This window comes from Pseudomonas sp. GD04158 (assembly GCF_029834875.1).
Lineage (GTDB): Bacteria > Pseudomonadota > Gammaproteobacteria > Pseudomonadales > Pseudomonadaceae > Aquipseudomonas > Aquipseudomonas hydrolytica.
On sequence record NZ_JAODYT010000004.1, the window covers coordinates 119226 to 137109 of the forward strand.

Here is a 17884-nt window from a genome sequence, read left to right on the forward strand (position 1 = left end):
TGGGGCCATCTTCAATGCGAAAGGGTCGACGCCGCAAACCCTCGATGGGCTCTTACCAGAACCGCTGCTGATTGAGTCTGCTCAGCCAGGTCAGCACGAAGCGATCCAGAGCCGCGCTGGCAGCCAGGCCGACGCGCTCCTGCAGGCTCTTTTTCTGAGCGAAATGCAGATGAAACAGTTCAGCCTCGACGGCACGCTCGGCCAGATACTGGTCGCTGGTCTTGAGCTCGTCCACCAGCAGGCGCTCCTGAGCGGCCATGCCCAGCCAGACCTCGCCGGTGGCGATTGCGTCTATATCCAGCTGCGGGCGATAGCGGGCGACGAACCCCTTGAACAGATCGTGGGTGGTCTGCAGATCTTCCTGAAACTTCTCTCGGCCCTTCTCGGTGTTTTCGCCGAAGATGGTCAGGGTGCGCTTGTACTCGCCCGCCGTGAGAACTTCGAAGTCGATGTCGTGCTTCTTCAGCAGACGATGGACATTGGGCAGCTGCGCCACCACACCGATGGAGCCGAGGATGGCGAAGGGCGCGGCGAGGATCTTCTGGCCGATACAGGCCATCATGTAGCCGCCGCTGGCCGCTACCTTGTCGACACAAACCGTCAGCGGAATGCCGGCGTCGCGGATGCGTACCAGTTGCGAGGATGCCAGCCCGTAGCTGTGCACCATGCCGCCGCCGCTTTCCAGACGCAGCACCACCTCGTCGTCGGCCTTGGCCAGCGACAGCAGAGCGGTCACTTCGTGGCGCAGGTTGTCGGTAGCAGACGCTTTGATGTCACCATCGAAATCCAGCACGAAGACCCGCGGCTTGCTTGCCGGCGCCTTTTTCTCCAGCTTGGCGGCCTTGGCTTCGGCCTTGCGCGCAACCTTGAGCTGCTCCTTGTGCAGCACGCTCTGCTCGAGACGCTCGCGCAGGTCTCTGTAGAAATCGTTGAGCTTCTGTACCTGCAACTGCCCGCTGCTGCGCCGGCCCTTGCCGCGCGTGGCAGCGAGCGCAACCAGCACCAGGACGATGGCGACCACCAGGGTCAGGGTTTTGGCCAGAAAGCTGGCGTACTCGCTAAGAAACTCCACGGATCCCCCTTGGACAATGCGGCTGCGCCCAGGCGCACAAAGGCTCAAGCATACCGACGCAGGCGGCGGGCGGCCAGGTTTGGCGGCACGAGCGGGCGCCATACGAGCAATTCAAACAAGCGTATGTTTTTTCGTTGACAGCCCCCGAGCTTCCTCATAACCTCGCGGAACTTTCAACGTGCCGAGACCAGTACGGACGTGGGCAGCATTTACCTGATTCGACATGGCCAGGCTTCATTCGGTGCAGACGACTACGATGTCCTGTCTCCCGTCGGTGTGCGCCAGGCCGAAGTACTGGGCGAGCACCTCAGCCAGCTCGGCATCGTCTTCGACCGCTGCGTCAGCGGCAGCCTGCGCCGACAGCAGCATACCGCCAATGCCGCACTGCAGCGCATGAACGACGCCCCGGCGCTGGATATCGACGAAGCCTTCAACGAGTTCGATGCCGACGCGGTGATCCGCACCCTGCTCCCCGATCTGCTGCCGGAAGAACCCGAAGCCCTGCACATCCTGCGTAACGGCGCGCAGAACCGCGCCGAATTCCAGCGCCTGTTCGCCAAGCTGATCCAGCGCTGGGTCTCCGGCGAACACGACAAACCCGGGCTGCAGAGCTGGCAGGCCTATGTCGAGCAGGTCGAGGGCGGCCTGCGGCGCATTCTCGAACAGGCCCAGAGCAAACAGAACATCGCCGTATTCACCTCCGGCGGCACCATCACCGCCCTGCTGCGCCTAGTCACCGGCGTACCGGCGCACAAAGCTTTCGAACTGAATTGGCAAATCGTCAACACCTCGCTCAGCCAGCTGAAGTTTCGTGGCAACGAGGTGAGTCTGGCTTCCTTCAACAGCCATGTGCATTTACAGCTGCTGAAGGCGCCGGAGCTCATTACCTACCGGTGAGTTCCGGCCCACTGCGGCCGCGAGGCTGCGCGAAAAACCTGAAAAGAAGGATAAGACCATGAGCGTTGCTGACATCGTCCAAACCATGCAATCCAAGTTCAACGCCAGCGCCGCTGCCGGCCTGGATCTGGTATTCCAGTTCAACATCGAAGACGGCGAGAACTACGCCCTGATCGTCAAGGACGGCACCTGCGCCGTCGAGCAAGGCGACAACCCGAACGCCAACGTGACCCTGATCATGGACAGCGAAACCCTCAAGGGCATCACCAGCGGTGAAACCGATGGCATGCAGGCCTTCATGGCCGGCAAGCTGCGCGCCGAAGGCGACATGATGCTGGCGATGAAACTGGGCGAGCTGTTCCCGGTTTAAGCCGTCTGGCTGACCTGATGCAGACGAAAACCGGAGTCCCTGGACTCCGGTTTTTTTATGGGCGCCTCGAAGTATCTGGCCTGCGCCGATCTCAGCGCACTATGGCGAGTTCGAAAGCGCCCTCGTCGGCGTGGGCATGGCGCTGCATGCCTGTCTCATCCAGCGCCAGCGGTTGCAGCGGCCGCTTGAAGGGCTTGTTGTCGAGCGTCTGCAGGCTGCGATCCTGATCAGTGGTAATCAGCAGCACGTAGCGCTCGCCACGCTCGGCGCGGACCTGCACCGTGCCTTCGATGAAGGCGTAGCGGTACCAGGTTTCCGGATGCAGTTGGTACACCGCGTCACTGACCAGGCGGGTCGGCCGCTTGGCCTCGTCGAGAAACAGCAGCGACGGGTAGACCACCTGGCGATTGGCGAAACTGCGCACGCGCAGGCCGTAGCTCTGCCGCGAGGCGGGCAGTCTCAGCGCCGCGTAGTAGCTGCGCCCCATGGGGAAATCGAAGCTGGGGGAAAAGCGATCCAGCTCCTCGAAGCGCGGCTCGTCGGCCGACAGGGGCTTGAAATCGCTGTCGCGCAGCTGGCCGCAGCAGCGCGCCACCAGCTCGCCGTAGAGCCCCTCCTCCCGCACTTCGCTACCGGCGAGCAGCGCCTGCATGGCAGCCGTCGGCTGGCCATCGAGCATCGGCAGGGCCGGCTTGCTGCGCTCGAACTCGATCTGCCTGCCCTCGGTGTAACGAACAGCCGTCTGCGTCGCTGCCGTATTGCGCGAGGCCGTCGGCACCAGCGAGTTGTGCATGCGTCCCTGCTCGTCGACCCAGGTGAAATACGGGCTGTCGTCGCCATCACGGACGAAGCCACGCCCCTCCAGCACCTGCGAATCGATGTAATCCCCTGCCCGCTCGCCGCTGGCCAACACCTGATCACGCCCGGATGCCCCGGCAATCTGTGCCCCCGCATAGAAGCTGTTGTGCAGCTGACCGCTGCCATCGACCCAGGTGAAGTAACGGCGCTTGCTTTCCCCCGTGCTCGGCGCGCTGCCGGGCCAGACGCCGGCATCGCCCAGACGGGCCTGATCGCTCAGCTCGGCGCGGCGCTGGGCGAGGCGCTGCTGCTCGGCGAAACGCTCGTCGACGAAGGTGTTGTGCACCCGCCCAAGATCATCGACCCAGGTCAGATAGCGGCTGCCGGCGCCAGCCTGCATCCCGCACAGCAGCAACAGAACGAACAGCAGACTGCGCATCGCCTCAGAACCTCGAGCTGTAGGTCATGGAGAAGATGTAGGCCTTGACCGTGGTTTCGATATTGAGCCCGGCATAGGGGTTGTAGACCAGGTTGTCGAGGCCCTCGCAACTGACGTTGCAGCTGCTGCCGGCAGGAATGCTCTGCCTGGACACGAAATAGTTGAAGCCGACGTCGATGGTGGTGTCCTTGTCCCAGCGATAGCCCAGGCCGAGACCGTAGAGGTCGGCATCGCCGACCGGCGCCAGCACGTCGGCCTTGTTCTTGGGGATGGCCGAGGGGCGGTACTCGTAACCGGCGCGCAGGGCCAGACGATCATTGACGTCGTACTGCACGCCGACGCCCCAGCTCCAGGTATCGCGGTAGCCGCGATCGAGGATGATGCTGCGATCGGTGGCATTGCCTCCACCGAAGGTCTTGGCGATACGCAGCAGATCCAGCTCGCGATCGAACTCGATCTCGAAATTGTTCCAGTCGCTGTAGCCGACCCAGCGCAGGTCCAGGTTGAACTGCCACTTGTCCAAGGGGCGCAGCTTGATGCCGGTGCTGAAGGCATCCGGGTAGGTCAGCTTGAGCGAGGCATTGCCACTTTCCTCGTCGACCCCGTAGGGAAACAGCGGGCTGAGGATCTGACCGAACAGCGAACTCTGCAGCCCGGACCAGAACCCCGCCCAGTCCTTGCTGTAGTCGACCCGGTACTTGCCCTGCAGATTCATCCGCGCCTCGCTCTGGTAGGTAGCGCCCCAGGCGAACCAGTCCGTCGGTTCCCAGAGAATGCCCAGGTTATAGGTCGGCGACAGGCTCTGCTGCAGGTCCAGATCGAGATTGGCCAGCGAGTCGAAGGGGCCGATCTTGCCGCTGCAGACGTTGATGAAGGGTCCCATGATCTCTTCCAGCCCGGGCAGACACAGCGCCTCGTTGAGGATGCGCGTCAGGCCGGTGAGCATGCCGGGGTTGCGAAAATCCTGGTTGAGCGCCACGGCCTGGTGGGAGAAACCGATGGACAGCCCCAGCGACAGCTCGTCGTTGACCTGGTAGGCCAGCGATGGCGAAAAGTAGGTGATGCGCTGCAGCGACACCTGGCGCCCCTGGAAACGCCCGGGGTCGCTGTCCGAATCGCGCGAGTAGCCCAAGGCCATGGGCGCGTAGACGTTGGTGGCGAAGGTGAATTTCGAACCGGGCGGGTTGATCGACAGCCCGGCCAGCGGCGCCACCAGCACCGGCAGCTCGGTCATGCCGCCGACGCCCGGCAGGTACATGGTCGGGGTCAGGGTACGGCTGCTGGAATGCTTGAACGGGTCATCGTCGTAACCCATGAAGCCGTAATCCTCCTTGGCGTCGAACTTGGCGCGGATGTCCATCACCCCGCTGAGCAGCTTGACCGTGGTCTGCCGCCCCTTGAGTTTGCTCAGTGCCGCGGGGTTGTAGTGCACCGCATCGATACCGGTGACATCGGCGGTAACGGCGTTGCCCATGGCCATGGCCTTGGGGTTGCCGATGGTCAGGTTGTTTGCCAGTTGCGCCTGGGCAGGCAGGACGCAGGCCGCGCCCAACCCCACCAGCAGCAGAGCCTGCAGCTTGGCTAGATGAGTCATATCAGGTTCGCTCGCTGCTTACTCGGCCTTGAGACCCTTGATATCCAGGGGCATGGAGATGCCGAGCAGGACGTCGGGCGAATCCTCGGTCATGCCGAAACCGGCATTGACGTTGACGATATTGTTCGGCGAGGTGCGCAGACCGAGGGAGAAGTTCATCACCGCACTGGTCTGCTCCTTGCCCTCCAGGGTGGCGTCGCTGAACTTGAACTTCGGCGCCAGGTTGTGCGCCATCTGCAGGGAAGTGGCCAGCGACACGTCATAGGACAGCGCATAGGCGAAGCCCATGCTCAGCGACAGGCTCGAACCCGGCTCGACCTCTTCCAGCAGGCGTCCACCGCGCACCTGATCGGCATCGCGAATCGGCAGGTTGTAGGTGTATCCAAGCGAGCCGAACAGCACCACCGGATCGATCACGTAGGACAGGTTGGCGCCGACACCCAGGCTGTAATAGCCGTTCCCAGTGGCCAGACCGTTGTCCAGGCTGACGTCGTACGGGCTGTCGCCGGTGGGCAGGCCGAGCGTGGCGAACAGGGTGGTGACCGGACGCCCGCGCGCCGACGACCAGGGCTGCCAGCGAAAACTGGCGGAAATATCGCCGAGGCTGTAGCTGCTCAGGTCGCGTTCGGTGTCGTACTTGGCCAGGAACGGCACGCGCATGCTGAAGGTGAGGTTGTCCCACACCCCGTAGTCGAAGGTGAAGGAATTGGTGAAGGTATGCTGCGCCTCACTTTGGCCGATCACGCTGAATACGTTCTGCCCGGTGCGCACGGTCTGGATCTGCGTATCGCGCAGCAGCGAGTAGTCGAACCCGTAGGTCAGGGTGCGTTCACCCTTCTTGAGCAGGGTGTAACTCTTCTCCGCGGCCTGGAACACCTCTTCCAGCGCCTTGGCGCTGTCAGCGTCGTCGTCCTTCTTGGTCAGCGCCTCACGTGCATCGTCGACCGTAGCCTCGTCGGCAAGTGCCGGCTGCATCATCAGCGCCAGCGCGGCCAGCCATGCGTATCCCCAAACTCCCATGACGCTATCCCCAGGTCGTTATTGTTATGCCGGGTGAATCATTTGCGGCGAATGTATTGAATGTCGCCTCCCGACCCCAACTGGTCGGCCTGATTGCTGGTGAACTTGGCCATCTGCGGAAACTCGCGAAAGGCCAGCAGACTGATGGTGCGGTCATCGATGATGCGCAGGTCGCGGTCGGTGAGCGCCAGGGCATTGGGTGGCTCGTTGCCGCTGGGAAAGATCACGAACAGAACGTTCTGATCCCAGATCTGTTCGAAACGCACGCGGGTGAAACTGATGTTGCCCAGCGCCGGATCGGCGACGAAGACGTGGTCGTTGTAGACATCGCGCACCACCACGAAATGTTTGAAGCCGGCGTACTCGATCGGCACGATGGCCGGGTGTTCGAGCTGGGCGAGATCATCGAACCCGGCGCGAAAGCCCCCGCTCTGATACCCCAGCGCAGTGACGAAGCGCTTCATGTCGAGCAGCGAGAACCCGCGGCGCTCGATGATCTTCTCGGCCTCGCCGAAATGCAGCAGCCCCTCCATCACCTGGCGCTCTTGCAAATTGCGCCCGAGGTAGTAATCCAGCAGCGTGGTCAACGCCGCGGAGCCGCAGCTGTAGTCGTAGGCCTGGCGGATGACGTTGCGAAACTGCAACTGGCTCATCGGCTCGACCATCACCGACTCGCGCAGCGGGCCATTGGGCAACAGCGGCTGGGTGATGTTCACGACACCGGCGGGCTGCGGTTTGATGTCGACAGCCTCGGTGAAACCGTACAAACCGATCAGGCTGCCCACGAGAATTTCGATCATTGGTCAATCCGCAACTGCGTACAACGGAGCAGGAGCCCGGCCGCAGCCGGCGGCAAGGCTCCTGTGGATCAGGTCAGGCGAGGATCAATGACCCCAGACCTTGACGGTGGAGCCGGCCATGTCCAGACCGTTGATGGCCACGCCGCCGATGCTGTTGGCGCCGATCTTCACCGAGTCGACCGAGACGCCACCGTTGATGCCCGGCAGGCCGATTTCCAGCTTGTTGTCCACCACGTCGATGGTCAGCGGATTGCTTTCGCTGATGTTGAAGCCGGTCAGCTTGACGGTGTTCAGGCTCAGGCTGTTGCTGCCGTCGTCGACGCCGGTTGCGGTATCGGTGTAGACGATGGAACCGATGGTGGCATCGAAGTTACCGGCGATGCTGATACCGGCCTGACCGGTCACATCGGCCAGGGCTGCGTCGTCGAGGGACTGCATCTGTGCCTGAGCCATAAACGGAACGGCCATGACGGCGGCGGCGAGAGCGATTTTCTTCAGGGTCATCATTGTTGTTATCTCCACAGTTCGAATGGGGGTTCCCCGGGCTCTGCCGGTGACGTCCTGTCACGAGCAGCCTGATCGGCTCATGCCGACCACCAGACCTGTCACGGCTTCCCTAGTTGCGCCAGGTTTGGATTCGCGAAACGCGCTGCGCTTCGAGATGGCTACAAGCTACTGACCCGCTATCGCACTGCCAGCCCATCCAAGGGATGGAGCGTGGCATCTACCCCTCTACCCCGGTCTTTCTCAGGCCTCGCTCAAAAGGCCGAGACTCTTGCCCTTGAGCACGGCCTGAGTCCGGCTACGCACGCCCAGCTTGGAAAACAGGTTGTGCAGGTGCCACTTGATGGTGGCTTCCGACAAATGCACCGTCTGGGCAATGTCGCGGTTCGACAGCCCCGCCGCCACGAGCCGCAGTATCTCTCTTTCGCGATGGCTAACATCCTGATTTTCCTCGAAACTTTCAGGATCTATGGCCATCCGGCGGCACTGCTCGCGGAGCAGTTCGGCCAGCCCCTGCCAGGCCGCCGCGCGCTTGGGCTCGGCGCTGCACCAGGCGTCCCAGAGCGGCAGCAGCCACAAGGCATCGTCCTGGAACAGACGGCGATAGCCGCACTGCCAGGCCTCTTCGAGGGTGGCACGCAGCAGGGCGAAGGCCTTTTCGCTGTTACCTTTGCGCCAGTACGCCACAGAAAGTAACAGGCTCAGACGCAGGCGCCGGTCGCGCTGGTGCTCGGCGCCCTGCTTGGCCAGGCAGGCTTCCAGGCTGGCCTGGGCCCTGTCCACGCGCCGCTCGCTCAAGGCCAGACGCGCCTGACTCAGCGCCAGTGCGGTATGGGCATCGCCATAGCGTTCGATGGGCAGCGTGGCGAGATGACGCTCCAGTTGCAGATAGATACGCTGGGCCTCGTTGGGCCGGCGCAGCCACAGGAGGAACTGCACCTTGCAGCCCATGCCGATGGCGAACACGCGTTCGTAGCCGGGCCCCTGCAGCCCGGCCAGCCACTCGTCGAGCTCTTCCAGCCCCTGCTCCGCCGCGCCGGCAAAGAAGCGCGCGCGTGCCATCACCAGCTTGCCGCGACTGATCAGCTCCACCGGGGTGGCGACGTCGCGCCAGGTGGTGGCCAGCGGCAGCTCGGCGAGTATCGCGCCATGGCGATCCTGCTCGTAGAGCAGGTCGGCATAGGCCAGGCCCAGCGGGCCGCCGACCCGGCTGCGTCGTCCGAACACCTGCTCCACCCGCGCCCGTGCGGCCTCGGCCAGGGCGCGTCCGCGCTCCAGTTCGCCGTACTCCTTGCAGATCAGCGCCTCGATCAGGCTGGCCATCACATGCAGGTACTCGCTCTCGCACTGGCGGAGGTTTTCCCGCGCCACGGCAATGGCCTTGGCCGCTTCGCCAAACTCGCCGAGCAGGGCGAAGGCCGCGGCCTGCACGCAGGCCAGGCTGGCGCGAAAGACCGGCTGGTTCTGCGGCACCAGGGCCAGCCAGTGACCGGCGACCTTGAGGCAGGCTTCCAGCTTGTCCTGGTACAAGAGCACCAGGGCCTTGAGCACCTGGGCGGCGGCCAGCAGCTCGATCAGGCCGAAGTGCATGCCCTTGCCGCGCCCCTGGGTCAGGCGCGTGCTGACCTCCTCGATCAGCGCCTCGGATTCTGCGAACTTCTGCTCGAAGGCCAGCTGCCAGGCATAGAAGATCTGGAACACCGGCTGCTCGGCGATCACCACCGGCGGTATGTCCTTGAGGATGGCGAGAATGCCGTACACCCGGTTGCCGGCGATCAGGCGCGCGCCCTGACGCTCCAGCAGCTCGGCGGCAAAGCCATAGTCACGTGCTCGCAGGGCATACTTGATCGACTTGTCGGCGAGATCGCGCGCCTCGCACCAGCGCGCGGCTGCGTGCAGCAGATGCGCCGGGTCGCCGCGCTTGGCCAGCCGTCCCTGGAGAAACTCGGCGAACAGATGGTGATAACGGAACCACTCGCCCTGCTCGTCCAGCGGAATGACGAACAGCTGCTCGCTCTGCAGCCGGCGTAGCATGTCACGGCCATCGCGGCGGCCGGTCAGTGCATTGCACAGTTCGGCGTTGAATTCATCGAGCACCGAGGTCTGATCGAGGAACAGCTGCTGCGCCTCGGGCAGACTGGCCACCACATCCTCGGCGAGGTAATCGGCGATATTGCGCTCGGCGCCGGACAGCCCGGCGAGAAAGGCGGCGCGGTCACGCTGCCGCGGCAGCGCCAGCGCCGCCAGGTGCAGCGCGGTGATCCAGCCCTCGGTACGGGCATGCAGCTGATCGAGCTCAGCCTCATCGAGCGCCAGCTGCTTGATGGTGCGCAGGTAGGCGGCGGTTTCCCCGCGAGACAGGCGCAGATCCTCGGCCCTTAGCCAGAACGCCCAGCCGCCGAGCGACGGCGGCTCATCGAGAAACCGCGGCTGATAGCGGGTGCTGACTACCAGACGCACATGCCTGGGCAGGCGCTCGATCAGGTAGCGGGCGCCCTGACCGAGGGACGGATGACGGATGCGGTGAAAGTCATCCAGCATCAGGTAAAGCTCGCCAGGCAGCGCCTTGAGGTCATCGAGGAAGGCGTCGATCACCGCCTCCAGCGGCCAGCTGATCTCACCCTGCAGCAGCGCCGAGGCGCCACTGCCGAAGCCGGGACAGGCCGACTCGATGGCGGCCACCAGATACTGCAGGAATCTCGCCGGTTCGCTGTCGGCCTCGTCGCACGACAACCAGGCAACGCGCGCGCCCTGCTCCTGCAGGCGGCGGCGCAACTGGCTGAGGACGGTGCTCTTGCCGAAGCCGGCCGGCGCGCTGAGGACGATCAGACGCTGCTCGCGTGCGGCCAGCAGCCGCTCGAGCAAGGCCGAACGCTCCAACAGAGGGGCTCCCTCTCCATGAGCCGGGTAGAGTTTGGTGCGCAGCAGGGGCACCGTGGACTGACGAGGCTGATTCTGGCTGGTCATGATTCGAGTAGGCTCAGTTCGCGGGCGCGGCGGATGGCTTGAGTGCGATTACGCACCTTGAGCTTTTCGTAGATGTTGTGCAGGTGCCATTTGACGGTGCCCAGGGCCAGTGACAGCTGCTGGCCGATCTCTTCGTTGGACAGGCCCTTGGCCGCCAGGCAGACCACCTCGCGCTCGCGCTCGGTCAGGCCCTCCTCCAGCACGTCCAGGGCCTGGCGCGACTCCTGCCCCGGCCAGATCACCAGCAGGCTGCGCAGAAAGCCCTGCAGCGCCGGCTGGCGCTCGGCCGATTCGAGTTGCTGCAGCAGTTGGCGGATGGCTTCGCCCTCCTCGATGAACAGGCTGCGCGCTTCCTCCCGCTCGGCGCCGATCAGGCATTGCACCAGCAGGCTCTGTGCGCGCTCCTGATACCCCAGGCGCTGATAACTGAGCGCGGCCAGCAGATCCAGGCGCAGACGGTGCAGACCGTGCCAGTCGTTCTGCAGCTGGCTGCGCAGCTGGGTGATCTCGTGCAGCGCTTCGCTGTAATGGCCGCGCGCCTGCTGCAGGCGGATGCGGGTCAGGCCCAGCACCCAGAGCACCGGGTTGAACTTGCGCTGCTTGTAGTGCGCGGCCAGCTTGGCCCAGTCCACCGACTTCAGGCGCTGCTCGGCTCGCCGGCTGCGGTCGGCCGCCGGCTCCTGCAGGATCAGGGCGATTTCCTCGCCAACCGCCTGCGCGTAGAAGCGCCAGGAGTGGTTGCGCGCCGCCAGGTTCTGCATCAGCACCAGGGTCGCCAGCGCTTCCTTGGGCGTGTCCTGCAGGCGCTGGACGCGGGCCAGACACAACATGGCCTGGGCATAGAGATCGATCGGGTTGATCACGTCCACCGTGGCCAGGGCCCAGCGCAGGCGATCCTGAAGGCCGTCCAGGCGCCCCTGCTGATAGGCGATCAGCGCCTCGGTGATGGTGGGCAGGGCCAGCGCCCGGGATTTCTCGCCGAACCAGGGCATGACCCGCGCGCGCAACTGTTCGAACAGCAGCTGCGCCTGCTTGATCCGCCCCTGCTCCAGGCACAGGAGGATTTCCACGTTGGCCAGCTGCATGTCCAGGTAGCGGCCCTCGAGAAAATGGTTGCGCTGCTGCGCCAGCGCCAGCAGACGGCGCGCCTGCTCGGCCTGACCGAGCATCACGTTGGCCAGCGCGCCGACGGTGAGGATGGCCACCTCGAGAAAGGCCGTGTGCTGGCCGAGCTGCGCCTCGATACGCCGCGCCAGGTTGACGCAGGTATCCAGGTCGTCCTTTTGCAGGGCGATCACCGACTTGATCGCCAGCGTGGCCAGCAGCTTGTCGCTGAGCGGCCCACTGGCGCGCGACTCGCCCCAGCGTTCGAGCAGTTCGTCGAGCATGCGATTGGCTTCGTTCAGCCCCAGCTCGGCGGCACGCGTCCAGACGTCGGCGAGCACCAGCACGGGAAAACGCGCGGCGATGTCGTCCGGCACGTGCTGGCGCCATTTGTAGATGTGATTGAGCTGGCCGCGGTTGATCAGCTCCAGGCCGCAGCCATCGAGCAGCGCGGCGAGCATCTCGGCATCCTCGGCCAGGCTGGCATGCTCGATGGCGAGGTTCTGCATGTGGTGATTGGTGAACCACAGGCTGGCGTTGAAGTGCAGCTGCTTGAAGCGCTCCGGGTCGCGTTCCTTGAGGCGGGTGCGCAGAAACTCGGCGAACAGGTTGTGAAAGCGGTACCACTGCCGCTCACGATCCAGCGGCAGCACAAACAGCTGCATGGCTTCCAGTTCTTCCAGCAGCTGCTGACCGTCCTGGCGCCCGCTCAGGGCATTGGCAAGGTCGCCATTGAGCTGCTGCGCCACCCCCAGCGCCAGGAGTTGCTCCTGGCGTTCGAGCGGCAACTGCTCGAATACCGATCGCAACAGGTAGTCGCCCACTGCCGTCTGGTCGGCGCCCAGTTCCGCCATCCGCTCGGCCGGCTGGGGATGGTGGCGAAGCCACAGACTGGCCAGGTGCACCCCGGCCATCCAGCCTTCGGTGTGCTTGTAGAGGGCACCGAACGCCTCGGGGTTGAGCTGCAAGCCGCTGCGTTCGAGATAGCCGCGCGCCTCGTCCGGGTCCAGGCGCAGCTCCTCGCTGCCCAGTTCCAGCAGCAGCCCCTTGGCACGCAGGGTGGCCAGGCTCAGCGGCGGCTGCGAGCGGCTGCCAATGGCTAGGGTGAAATTTGGAGGGGCCAGCTTGACCAGGCGATTGAGCGCGGCGAGCAGCTCCGCATCCTGGATCAGGTGGAGGTCATCGAGCACCAGCAGCAGAGCCTCCTGGCGCTGCGCCAGGTCCACCAGCAGGCTTTCCATGACCGCTTCGACAGGCACCCGCATGGTGTTGCGCAGATAGCCCAGGGCGTCCTCACCCAGCCCGGGCAAGGCTCGCCCGAGCGCCTCGATCAGTTGCTGGAAGAAACGCACCGGCTCGTCATCGCCGGAGCCGAGCGACAGCCAGGCAACCGCGACGCCGGCCTGGCGACGCGCGTTGGCCAACATGACCAGCGCGGTGGTCTTGCCAAAACCGGCGGGTGCGGAAAACAGCACGAGACGGGCATGCGGGTGAGCCGACAGCGCAGCCTCGACCTGGGGCCTTGCCAGATAATCCGAGGTTGCCTGGGGCGGCGAGAGCTTCGAGCGCAGCAGGCTTCCAGCGGCTGGACCTATTACTTCATCCATGGCCTGGATCCCTTTATAAATTATTGTTTTGGTATGACAGTTCGCCGTCCTGGCACTGCGCCATACTAATCAGCCGAACACGACCGAGTAAACCCGGGCAGAAGCTCTAGGATGAATGTTAGCGGCAGACTACAATCGGCCTTTCAGCCCTTTCGACTGCCGCGCATGCCTAGCTGCTCCCTGCACCCCCTGCCTTATCGCGCCGACCCCGGCGACTACTTCCAGCACATTCGCCAGGCCCCCGGCGCCGTACTGCTGGATGCCGGACGTCCGGGTGCCGAACGGGGACGCTATGACCTTATGAGCGCCTGGCCATTGGCAGAGTTGGCGCCCACTGCCGACGAATCGGCCAACGACTTCCTCGACCGTCTGCGCGGCGCGCTGCAGAGCCTCGGTCAGGCGCAAGCGCCCGAGGGGCACAGCGTGCCATTCGTCGGCGGGCTGATCGGCTACCTCGCCTACGACTTCGGCCGGCGCCTGGAACAGCTGCCCAGCCACAGCCGTGACGACCTGGGATTGGGCGATGCGCGCTTCGGCCTGTACGCCTGGGCGCTGATCAGCGATCACCAGATCGGCAGCAGCGCCCTGCTGTTTCATCCGAGCCTGCCGCAGGCCGAGCGCGAGCGTCTGCTGAAGCTGTTCAGCACGGCGCACGAGGAGGCGCCGCCGCGCTTTCGCCTCACCCGGGCCTTTCATGCCGATCTGGATCAGGCGGCTTACCGCCAGGCCATCGAACGCATCCAGGCCTATATCCTGGCGGGCGACTGCTATCAGGTTAATTTCGCGCAGCGCTTCCAGGCGCCCTGCGAGGGTGATCCCTGGGCGGCCTATCAGGCCCTGCGCGGCGCCTGCCCAACGCCCTTCTCCGGCTTCCAGACGCTGGCCGATGGCGGCGCCATTCTCAGCCTGTCGCCGGAGCGCTTCATCAAGGTCAGCGAAGGCCGCGTCGAGACCCGCCCGATCAAGGGCACCCGCCCTCGCGGCGCGGACGCGACGGATGACCAGGCGCAGGCCGATGAACTGCTGAGCAGCCGCAAGGATCGTGCGGAAAACCTGATGATCGTCGATCTGTTGCGCAACGACCTGGGGCGCAGTTGCCGCGTCGGCTCGGTCAGGGTGCCCGAGCTGTTCGCCCTGGAGAGCTACCCCAACGTGCATCACCTGGTCAGTTGCGTGACCGCCGAACTGGCGCCGGACAAGGACGCGCTGGACCTGATTGCCGGCAGCTTTCCCGGCGGCTCCATCACCGGCGCGCCGAAGATTCGCGCGATGCAGATCATCGACGAACTGGAGCCGACTCGCCGCGGCCTGTACTGCGGCTCACTGCTGTATCTGGACGTCAGGGGTGAGCTGGACAGCTCCATCGCCATCCGCAGCCTGCTGGTCAAGGACGGCGTGGTCAGTTGCTGGGGCGGCGGCGGCATCGTCGCCGATTCCAACTGGCAGGCCGAATACCAGGAGTCGATCACCAAGGTGAAGGTGCTGCTGGAAACGCTGGAGCGTCTGCCGGAACAAACGGGGTAAGCGATCGATACGAAAACGCCGCGAAATCGCGGCGTTTTTCATGCATCGGTCCTACAGGCTCAGCGAGCGATTCGACGCCTTGAGGAATTCCTGCTTGAGATCCTCATAGGTGTGCACTGCGGGGAATTGCGGGAACTCGCGAATGACGTTGTCCGGCGCATGGAACAGGATGCCGGCATGGGCCTCGCTGAGCATGGTGGTGTCGTTGTACGAGTCACCGGCCGCGATCACCCGGTAGTACAGGCTCTTCAGGGCAATTACCGACTGACGCTTGGGGTCCTTCTGGCGCAGCTGGTAACTCACCACGCGGTCGCTTTCGTCGGTGATCAGACGGTGGCACAGCAGGGTCGGGAAACCGAGCTGACGCATCAGCGGCTGGGAGAACTCGTAGAAGGTGTCGGACAGGATCACCACCTGGAAACGCTCGCGCAGCCAGTCGACGAACTCCACGGCGCCTTCCAGCGGCTCGAGGGTGGCGATCACGTCCTGGATGTCCTTGAGCTTCAGGCCATGCTCATCGAGGATGCGCAGACGCTGCTGCATGAGCACGTCGTAGTCGGGAATGTCGCGGGTGGTCGCCTTGAGCGACTCGATACCGGTTTTTTCCGCAAAGGCGATCCAGATCTCCGGGACCAGTACGCCTTCCAGGTCGAGACACGCGATTTCCACAGGACACTCCTCGCTTGAGCCAAAAAGGAGCCGGCACTCTAGCCGCTGGGCTTGGCCCACGCAATCTGCCACCACTTATAACCATATGAAAGGACATCCATATAGCTAGTTATTTAGAGGCATAACCAGGCTTTGCTACCATCGCGTCCTCACGCACACGACCTGGAGTCCTCAGCATGGAACTCGACCTGGACGCGCTCAACGCCGAATACGGCAACCAGCCGGAAAAGCTGGTTCAGTGGGCCATCGGATTGGGCAAACCCGCCATCTGCACCACCAATTTTCGCCCCTTCGAAGCGGTGATCCTGCACATGGTCAGCCAGGTCAAGCCGGATATCCCGGTGGTCTGGATGGACAGCGGCTACAACACCGAAGCCACCTATCGCTTCGCCGACGAGGTGACGCGCAAGCTGAACCTGAATCTGATCACCTACCTGCCCAAGCGCTCGCGCGCGCACCGCGAGGCCATCGACGGCCCGGTACCCGGTCTGGACGATCCGCGCCACGCCGCGTTCACCGAAGAGGTCAAGCTGGAGCCTTTTGCCCGCGCCCTGCGCGAGATGGCACCAGGTGTCTGGTTCACCGCCCTGCGCGCCACCGATACGGCCGTGCGAGCGCAGATGGACCCGATCAGCATCAACCCGGACGGTCTGATCAAGGTCGCACCGCTGCTGCACTGGTCGTCCAAGGACCTGTACCAGTACCTAGTCGCCCACGACCTGCCGAACGAGTTCGATTACTTCGACCCGACCAAGGGCGAGGACAATCGCGAGTGCGGCCTGCACCTGAGCCACTGATCATCGGTGACTGAAACGAAACATGGCGCCCTTGGGCGCCATGTTTCGTTACGGCCTGCGGCCTCAGTGCACGGGCAGGTCGACGCCGCTGAACAGCTCTTCGAGCTCGGACTTGTTGTGGCACTGCACGGCCTTGGCCAGCATGTCGCGGGTCAGGTGCGGGGCGAACTTCTCGATGAAATCGCACATGAAGCCGCGCAGGAAGGTGCCACGGCGGAAGCCGATCTTGGTCACGCTCGGCTCGAACAGCTGGTCGGCGTCGAGCACCACCAGATCCGGGTCCAGCCTGGCGTCCACCGCCATCTTGGCCACGATGCCCACCCCCAGCCCCAGGCGAACGTAGGTCTTGATCACGTCGGCATCGGCCGCGGTGAACACCACCTTGGGCGTCAGACCACGATGGCTGAAGGCCTCGTCGAGCTTCGAGCGGCCGGTGAAACCGAATACGTAGGTGACGATGGGGTGCTCGGCCAGCGCTTCGAGCGTCAGCTTGGGCAATTTGGTCAGCGGATGCCCCTGCGGCACCACCACGCAGCGGTTCCAGCGGTAGCAGGGCATCATGATCAGGTCGTTGAACAGTTCCAGACCTTCGGTGGCAATGGCGAAATCCACGCTGCCGTCAGCCGCCATTTCGGCGATCTGGGTCGGCGTGCCCTGGTGCATGTGCAGGGCGACATCCGGGTATTGCTTGATGAAGGCGCTGATTACCGGCGGCAGCGCGTAGCGCGCCTGGGTGTGGGTGGTGGCGATGGACAGCGTGCCCTTCTTCTCGTTGGAGAACTCCTGAGCGATCTGCTTGATGCTCTCGACCTTGCGCAGAATCTCTCCGGCAGTGGTAATGATCCGCTCTCCGGCGGGTGTGACGCGGGTCAGGTGCTTGCCGCTGCGGGCGAAAACTTCCACGCCCAGCTCGTCCTCGAGCAAGCGAATCTGCTTGCTGATCCCTGGTTGCGAGGTGTACAGGCTCTGAGCGGTAGCCGATACGTTGAGGTCGTGGTGCGCGACTTCCCAGATGTAGCGCAGTTGTTGAAGCTTCATAGATTTCCCTCAAAGCAGTAAGGCAGGCCGGCAGCCGCCAATGCCTTATATAACCATATTATTGGTTTAAGCGCGCATCTATATCTTTTATCCAGGTATATCCCCCTACAGTTCGCCCCGCCCCCGATGCTGCAGCATGGGCACCAGATACACCGGCGCCTCGGACAGCTGCACTACCCGCGCCGCCGTACGCCCCAGCGGTACGGCAAGATCGGCACCGTGGCTGTGACTGCCTACGACCAGTAGATCCACCCCGAGTTTCTTTGCCTCTTCGAGAATCACCGCAGGCGGATCACCCTGCAGCACGCGCACGGCCCGAATCAGTTGCAGATCCTGCTGCCCGTCCCCCAACTCGTCGCGAAAGCCCTCCAGCACACGCTGCTCGATGCTGGCCATGACCGTGCTCAGACCGTTGCGCCGCAACTCTTCCAGCGTCTCTTCATCCAGATAGGTCTGCAGGACCGACTCGGCGAACAGCCCCATCGGCTCGACGGCATGCACCACGTACAGATCGGCCTTGAAGCTGCGCGTCAGCGCCAGTGCATGTTGCAACACATAGGAAGCGTAGAGACCTAGATCGGTGGCATAGAGTATCGAGCGGATCACACGGCCTCCTTGACTGCTGGCGCAGGCCCTTGATTGAGCTTAGCAGCGCATCAGACAAAGCAAGGTCGGCGGCAGTAT

The 17884-nt window shown here is 64.0% G+C and carries 15 protein-coding genes; 4 read left to right on the forward strand and 11 right to left on the reverse strand.

Annotated elements, in window-relative coordinates:
• Positions 1-52: 52 nt before the first annotated feature.
• Complete coding sequence (gene sohB, locus N7333_RS03105; protein ID WP_129482340.1) at positions 53-1072, reverse strand: protease SohB; 1020 nt, start codon at positions 1070-1072, stop codon at positions 53-55.
• Positions 1073-1270: 198 nt separating this feature from the next.
• Between sohB and N7333_RS03110 the strand changes: the two genes are divergently transcribed.
• Positions 1271-1969: a histidine phosphatase family protein gene (locus N7333_RS03110; protein ID WP_129482339.1), complete on the forward strand. Its 699-nt coding sequence runs from the start codon at positions 1271-1273 to the stop codon at positions 1967-1969.
• Between the two features lie 58 nt (positions 1970-2027).
• Positions 2028-2339, forward strand: coding sequence for an SCP2 sterol-binding domain-containing protein (locus N7333_RS03115; RefSeq protein ID WP_003239871.1), 312 nt, complete (start codon positions 2028-2030; stop codon positions 2337-2339).
• Between the two features lie 91 nt (positions 2340-2430).
• Here N7333_RS03115 and N7333_RS03120 read toward each other — a convergent pair whose 3' ends face one another.
• The 7 genes from N7333_RS03120 to N7333_RS03150 all read right to left on the reverse strand — a co-directional run bounded on the left by N7333_RS03120 (position 2431) and on the right by N7333_RS03150 (position 13172).
• The gene (locus tag N7333_RS03120; protein WP_279858433.1) at positions 2431-3576 is read right to left on the reverse strand and encodes a MalM family protein; all 1146 of its coding nucleotides are present in this window, start codon (positions 3574-3576) and stop codon (positions 2431-2433) included.
• A 4-nt stretch (positions 3577-3580) separates the two neighbouring features.
• A complete protein-coding gene (locus tag N7333_RS03125) occupies positions 3581-5170 on the reverse strand; it encodes an outer membrane protein transport protein (RefSeq protein WP_003239867.1) in 1590 nt (529 codons plus the stop codon).
• An 18-nt stretch (positions 5171-5188) separates the two neighbouring features.
• Positions 5189-6190, reverse strand: a complete 1002-nt coding sequence (locus N7333_RS03130) for a transporter (protein ID WP_003239866.1) — start codon at positions 6188-6190, stop codon at positions 5189-5191.
• A 38-nt stretch (positions 6191-6228) separates the two neighbouring features.
• Complete coding sequence (locus N7333_RS03135; protein WP_012018815.1) at positions 6229-6990, reverse strand: C39 family peptidase; 762 nt, start codon at positions 6988-6990, stop codon at positions 6229-6231.
• 84 nt (positions 6991-7074) lie between these two features.
• Positions 7075-7497 carry a DUF6160 family protein gene (locus N7333_RS03140; RefSeq protein WP_003239862.1) on the reverse strand — a complete coding sequence of 141 codons (423 nt, stop codon included), beginning with the start codon at positions 7495-7497 and terminating at the stop codon, positions 7075-7077.
• A 240-nt stretch (positions 7498-7737) separates the two neighbouring features.
• Positions 7738-10461, reverse strand: coding sequence for a LuxR C-terminal-related transcriptional regulator (locus N7333_RS03145; protein WP_279858436.1), 2724 nt, complete (start codon positions 10459-10461; stop codon positions 7738-7740).
• Complete coding sequence (locus N7333_RS03150) at positions 10458-13172, reverse strand: LuxR C-terminal-related transcriptional regulator (protein WP_279858438.1); 2715 nt, start codon at positions 13170-13172, stop codon at positions 10458-10460. The genes N7333_RS03145 and N7333_RS03150 overlap by 4 nt, the downstream gene beginning before the upstream one ends.
• Positions 13173-13337: 165 nt before the next feature.
• On the opposite strand from N7333_RS03150, the gene pabB reads away from it, so the two are divergent.
• Positions 13338-14696, forward strand: coding sequence for an aminodeoxychorismate synthase component I (gene pabB / locus N7333_RS03155; protein WP_279858439.1), 1359 nt, complete (start codon positions 13338-13340; stop codon positions 14694-14696).
• Positions 14697-14747: 51 nt separating this feature from the next.
• On the opposite strand, the gene thrH is transcribed toward pabB, so the two are convergent.
• Positions 14748-15365, reverse strand: a complete 618-nt coding sequence (gene thrH / locus N7333_RS03160) for a bifunctional phosphoserine phosphatase/homoserine phosphotransferase ThrH (RefSeq protein ID WP_254348425.1) — start codon at positions 15363-15365, stop codon at positions 14748-14750.
• Between the two features lie 176 nt (positions 15366-15541).
• Here thrH and N7333_RS03165 point away from each other — a divergent pair, with 176 nt between their 5' ends.
• A complete protein-coding gene (locus N7333_RS03165; protein WP_003239846.1) occupies positions 15542-16162 on the forward strand; it encodes a phosphoadenosine phosphosulfate reductase family protein in 621 nt (206 codons plus the stop codon).
• Between the two features lie 63 nt (positions 16163-16225).
• On the opposite strand, the gene cysB is transcribed toward N7333_RS03165, so the two are convergent.
• Together cysB and N7333_RS03175 are read right to left on the reverse strand one after the other, a co-directional pair.
• On the reverse strand, positions 16226-17200 hold the full coding sequence (cysB, locus tag N7333_RS03170; RefSeq protein ID WP_003239844.1) for an HTH-type transcriptional regulator CysB: 975 nt from the start codon (positions 17198-17200) through the stop codon (positions 16226-16228).
• A 105-nt stretch (positions 17201-17305) separates the two neighbouring features.
• The gene (locus N7333_RS03175) at positions 17306-17806 is read right to left on the reverse strand and encodes a universal stress protein (RefSeq protein ID WP_279858443.1); all 501 of its coding nucleotides are present in this window, start codon (positions 17804-17806) and stop codon (positions 17306-17308) included.
• Positions 17807-17884 lie beyond the last annotated feature (78 nt).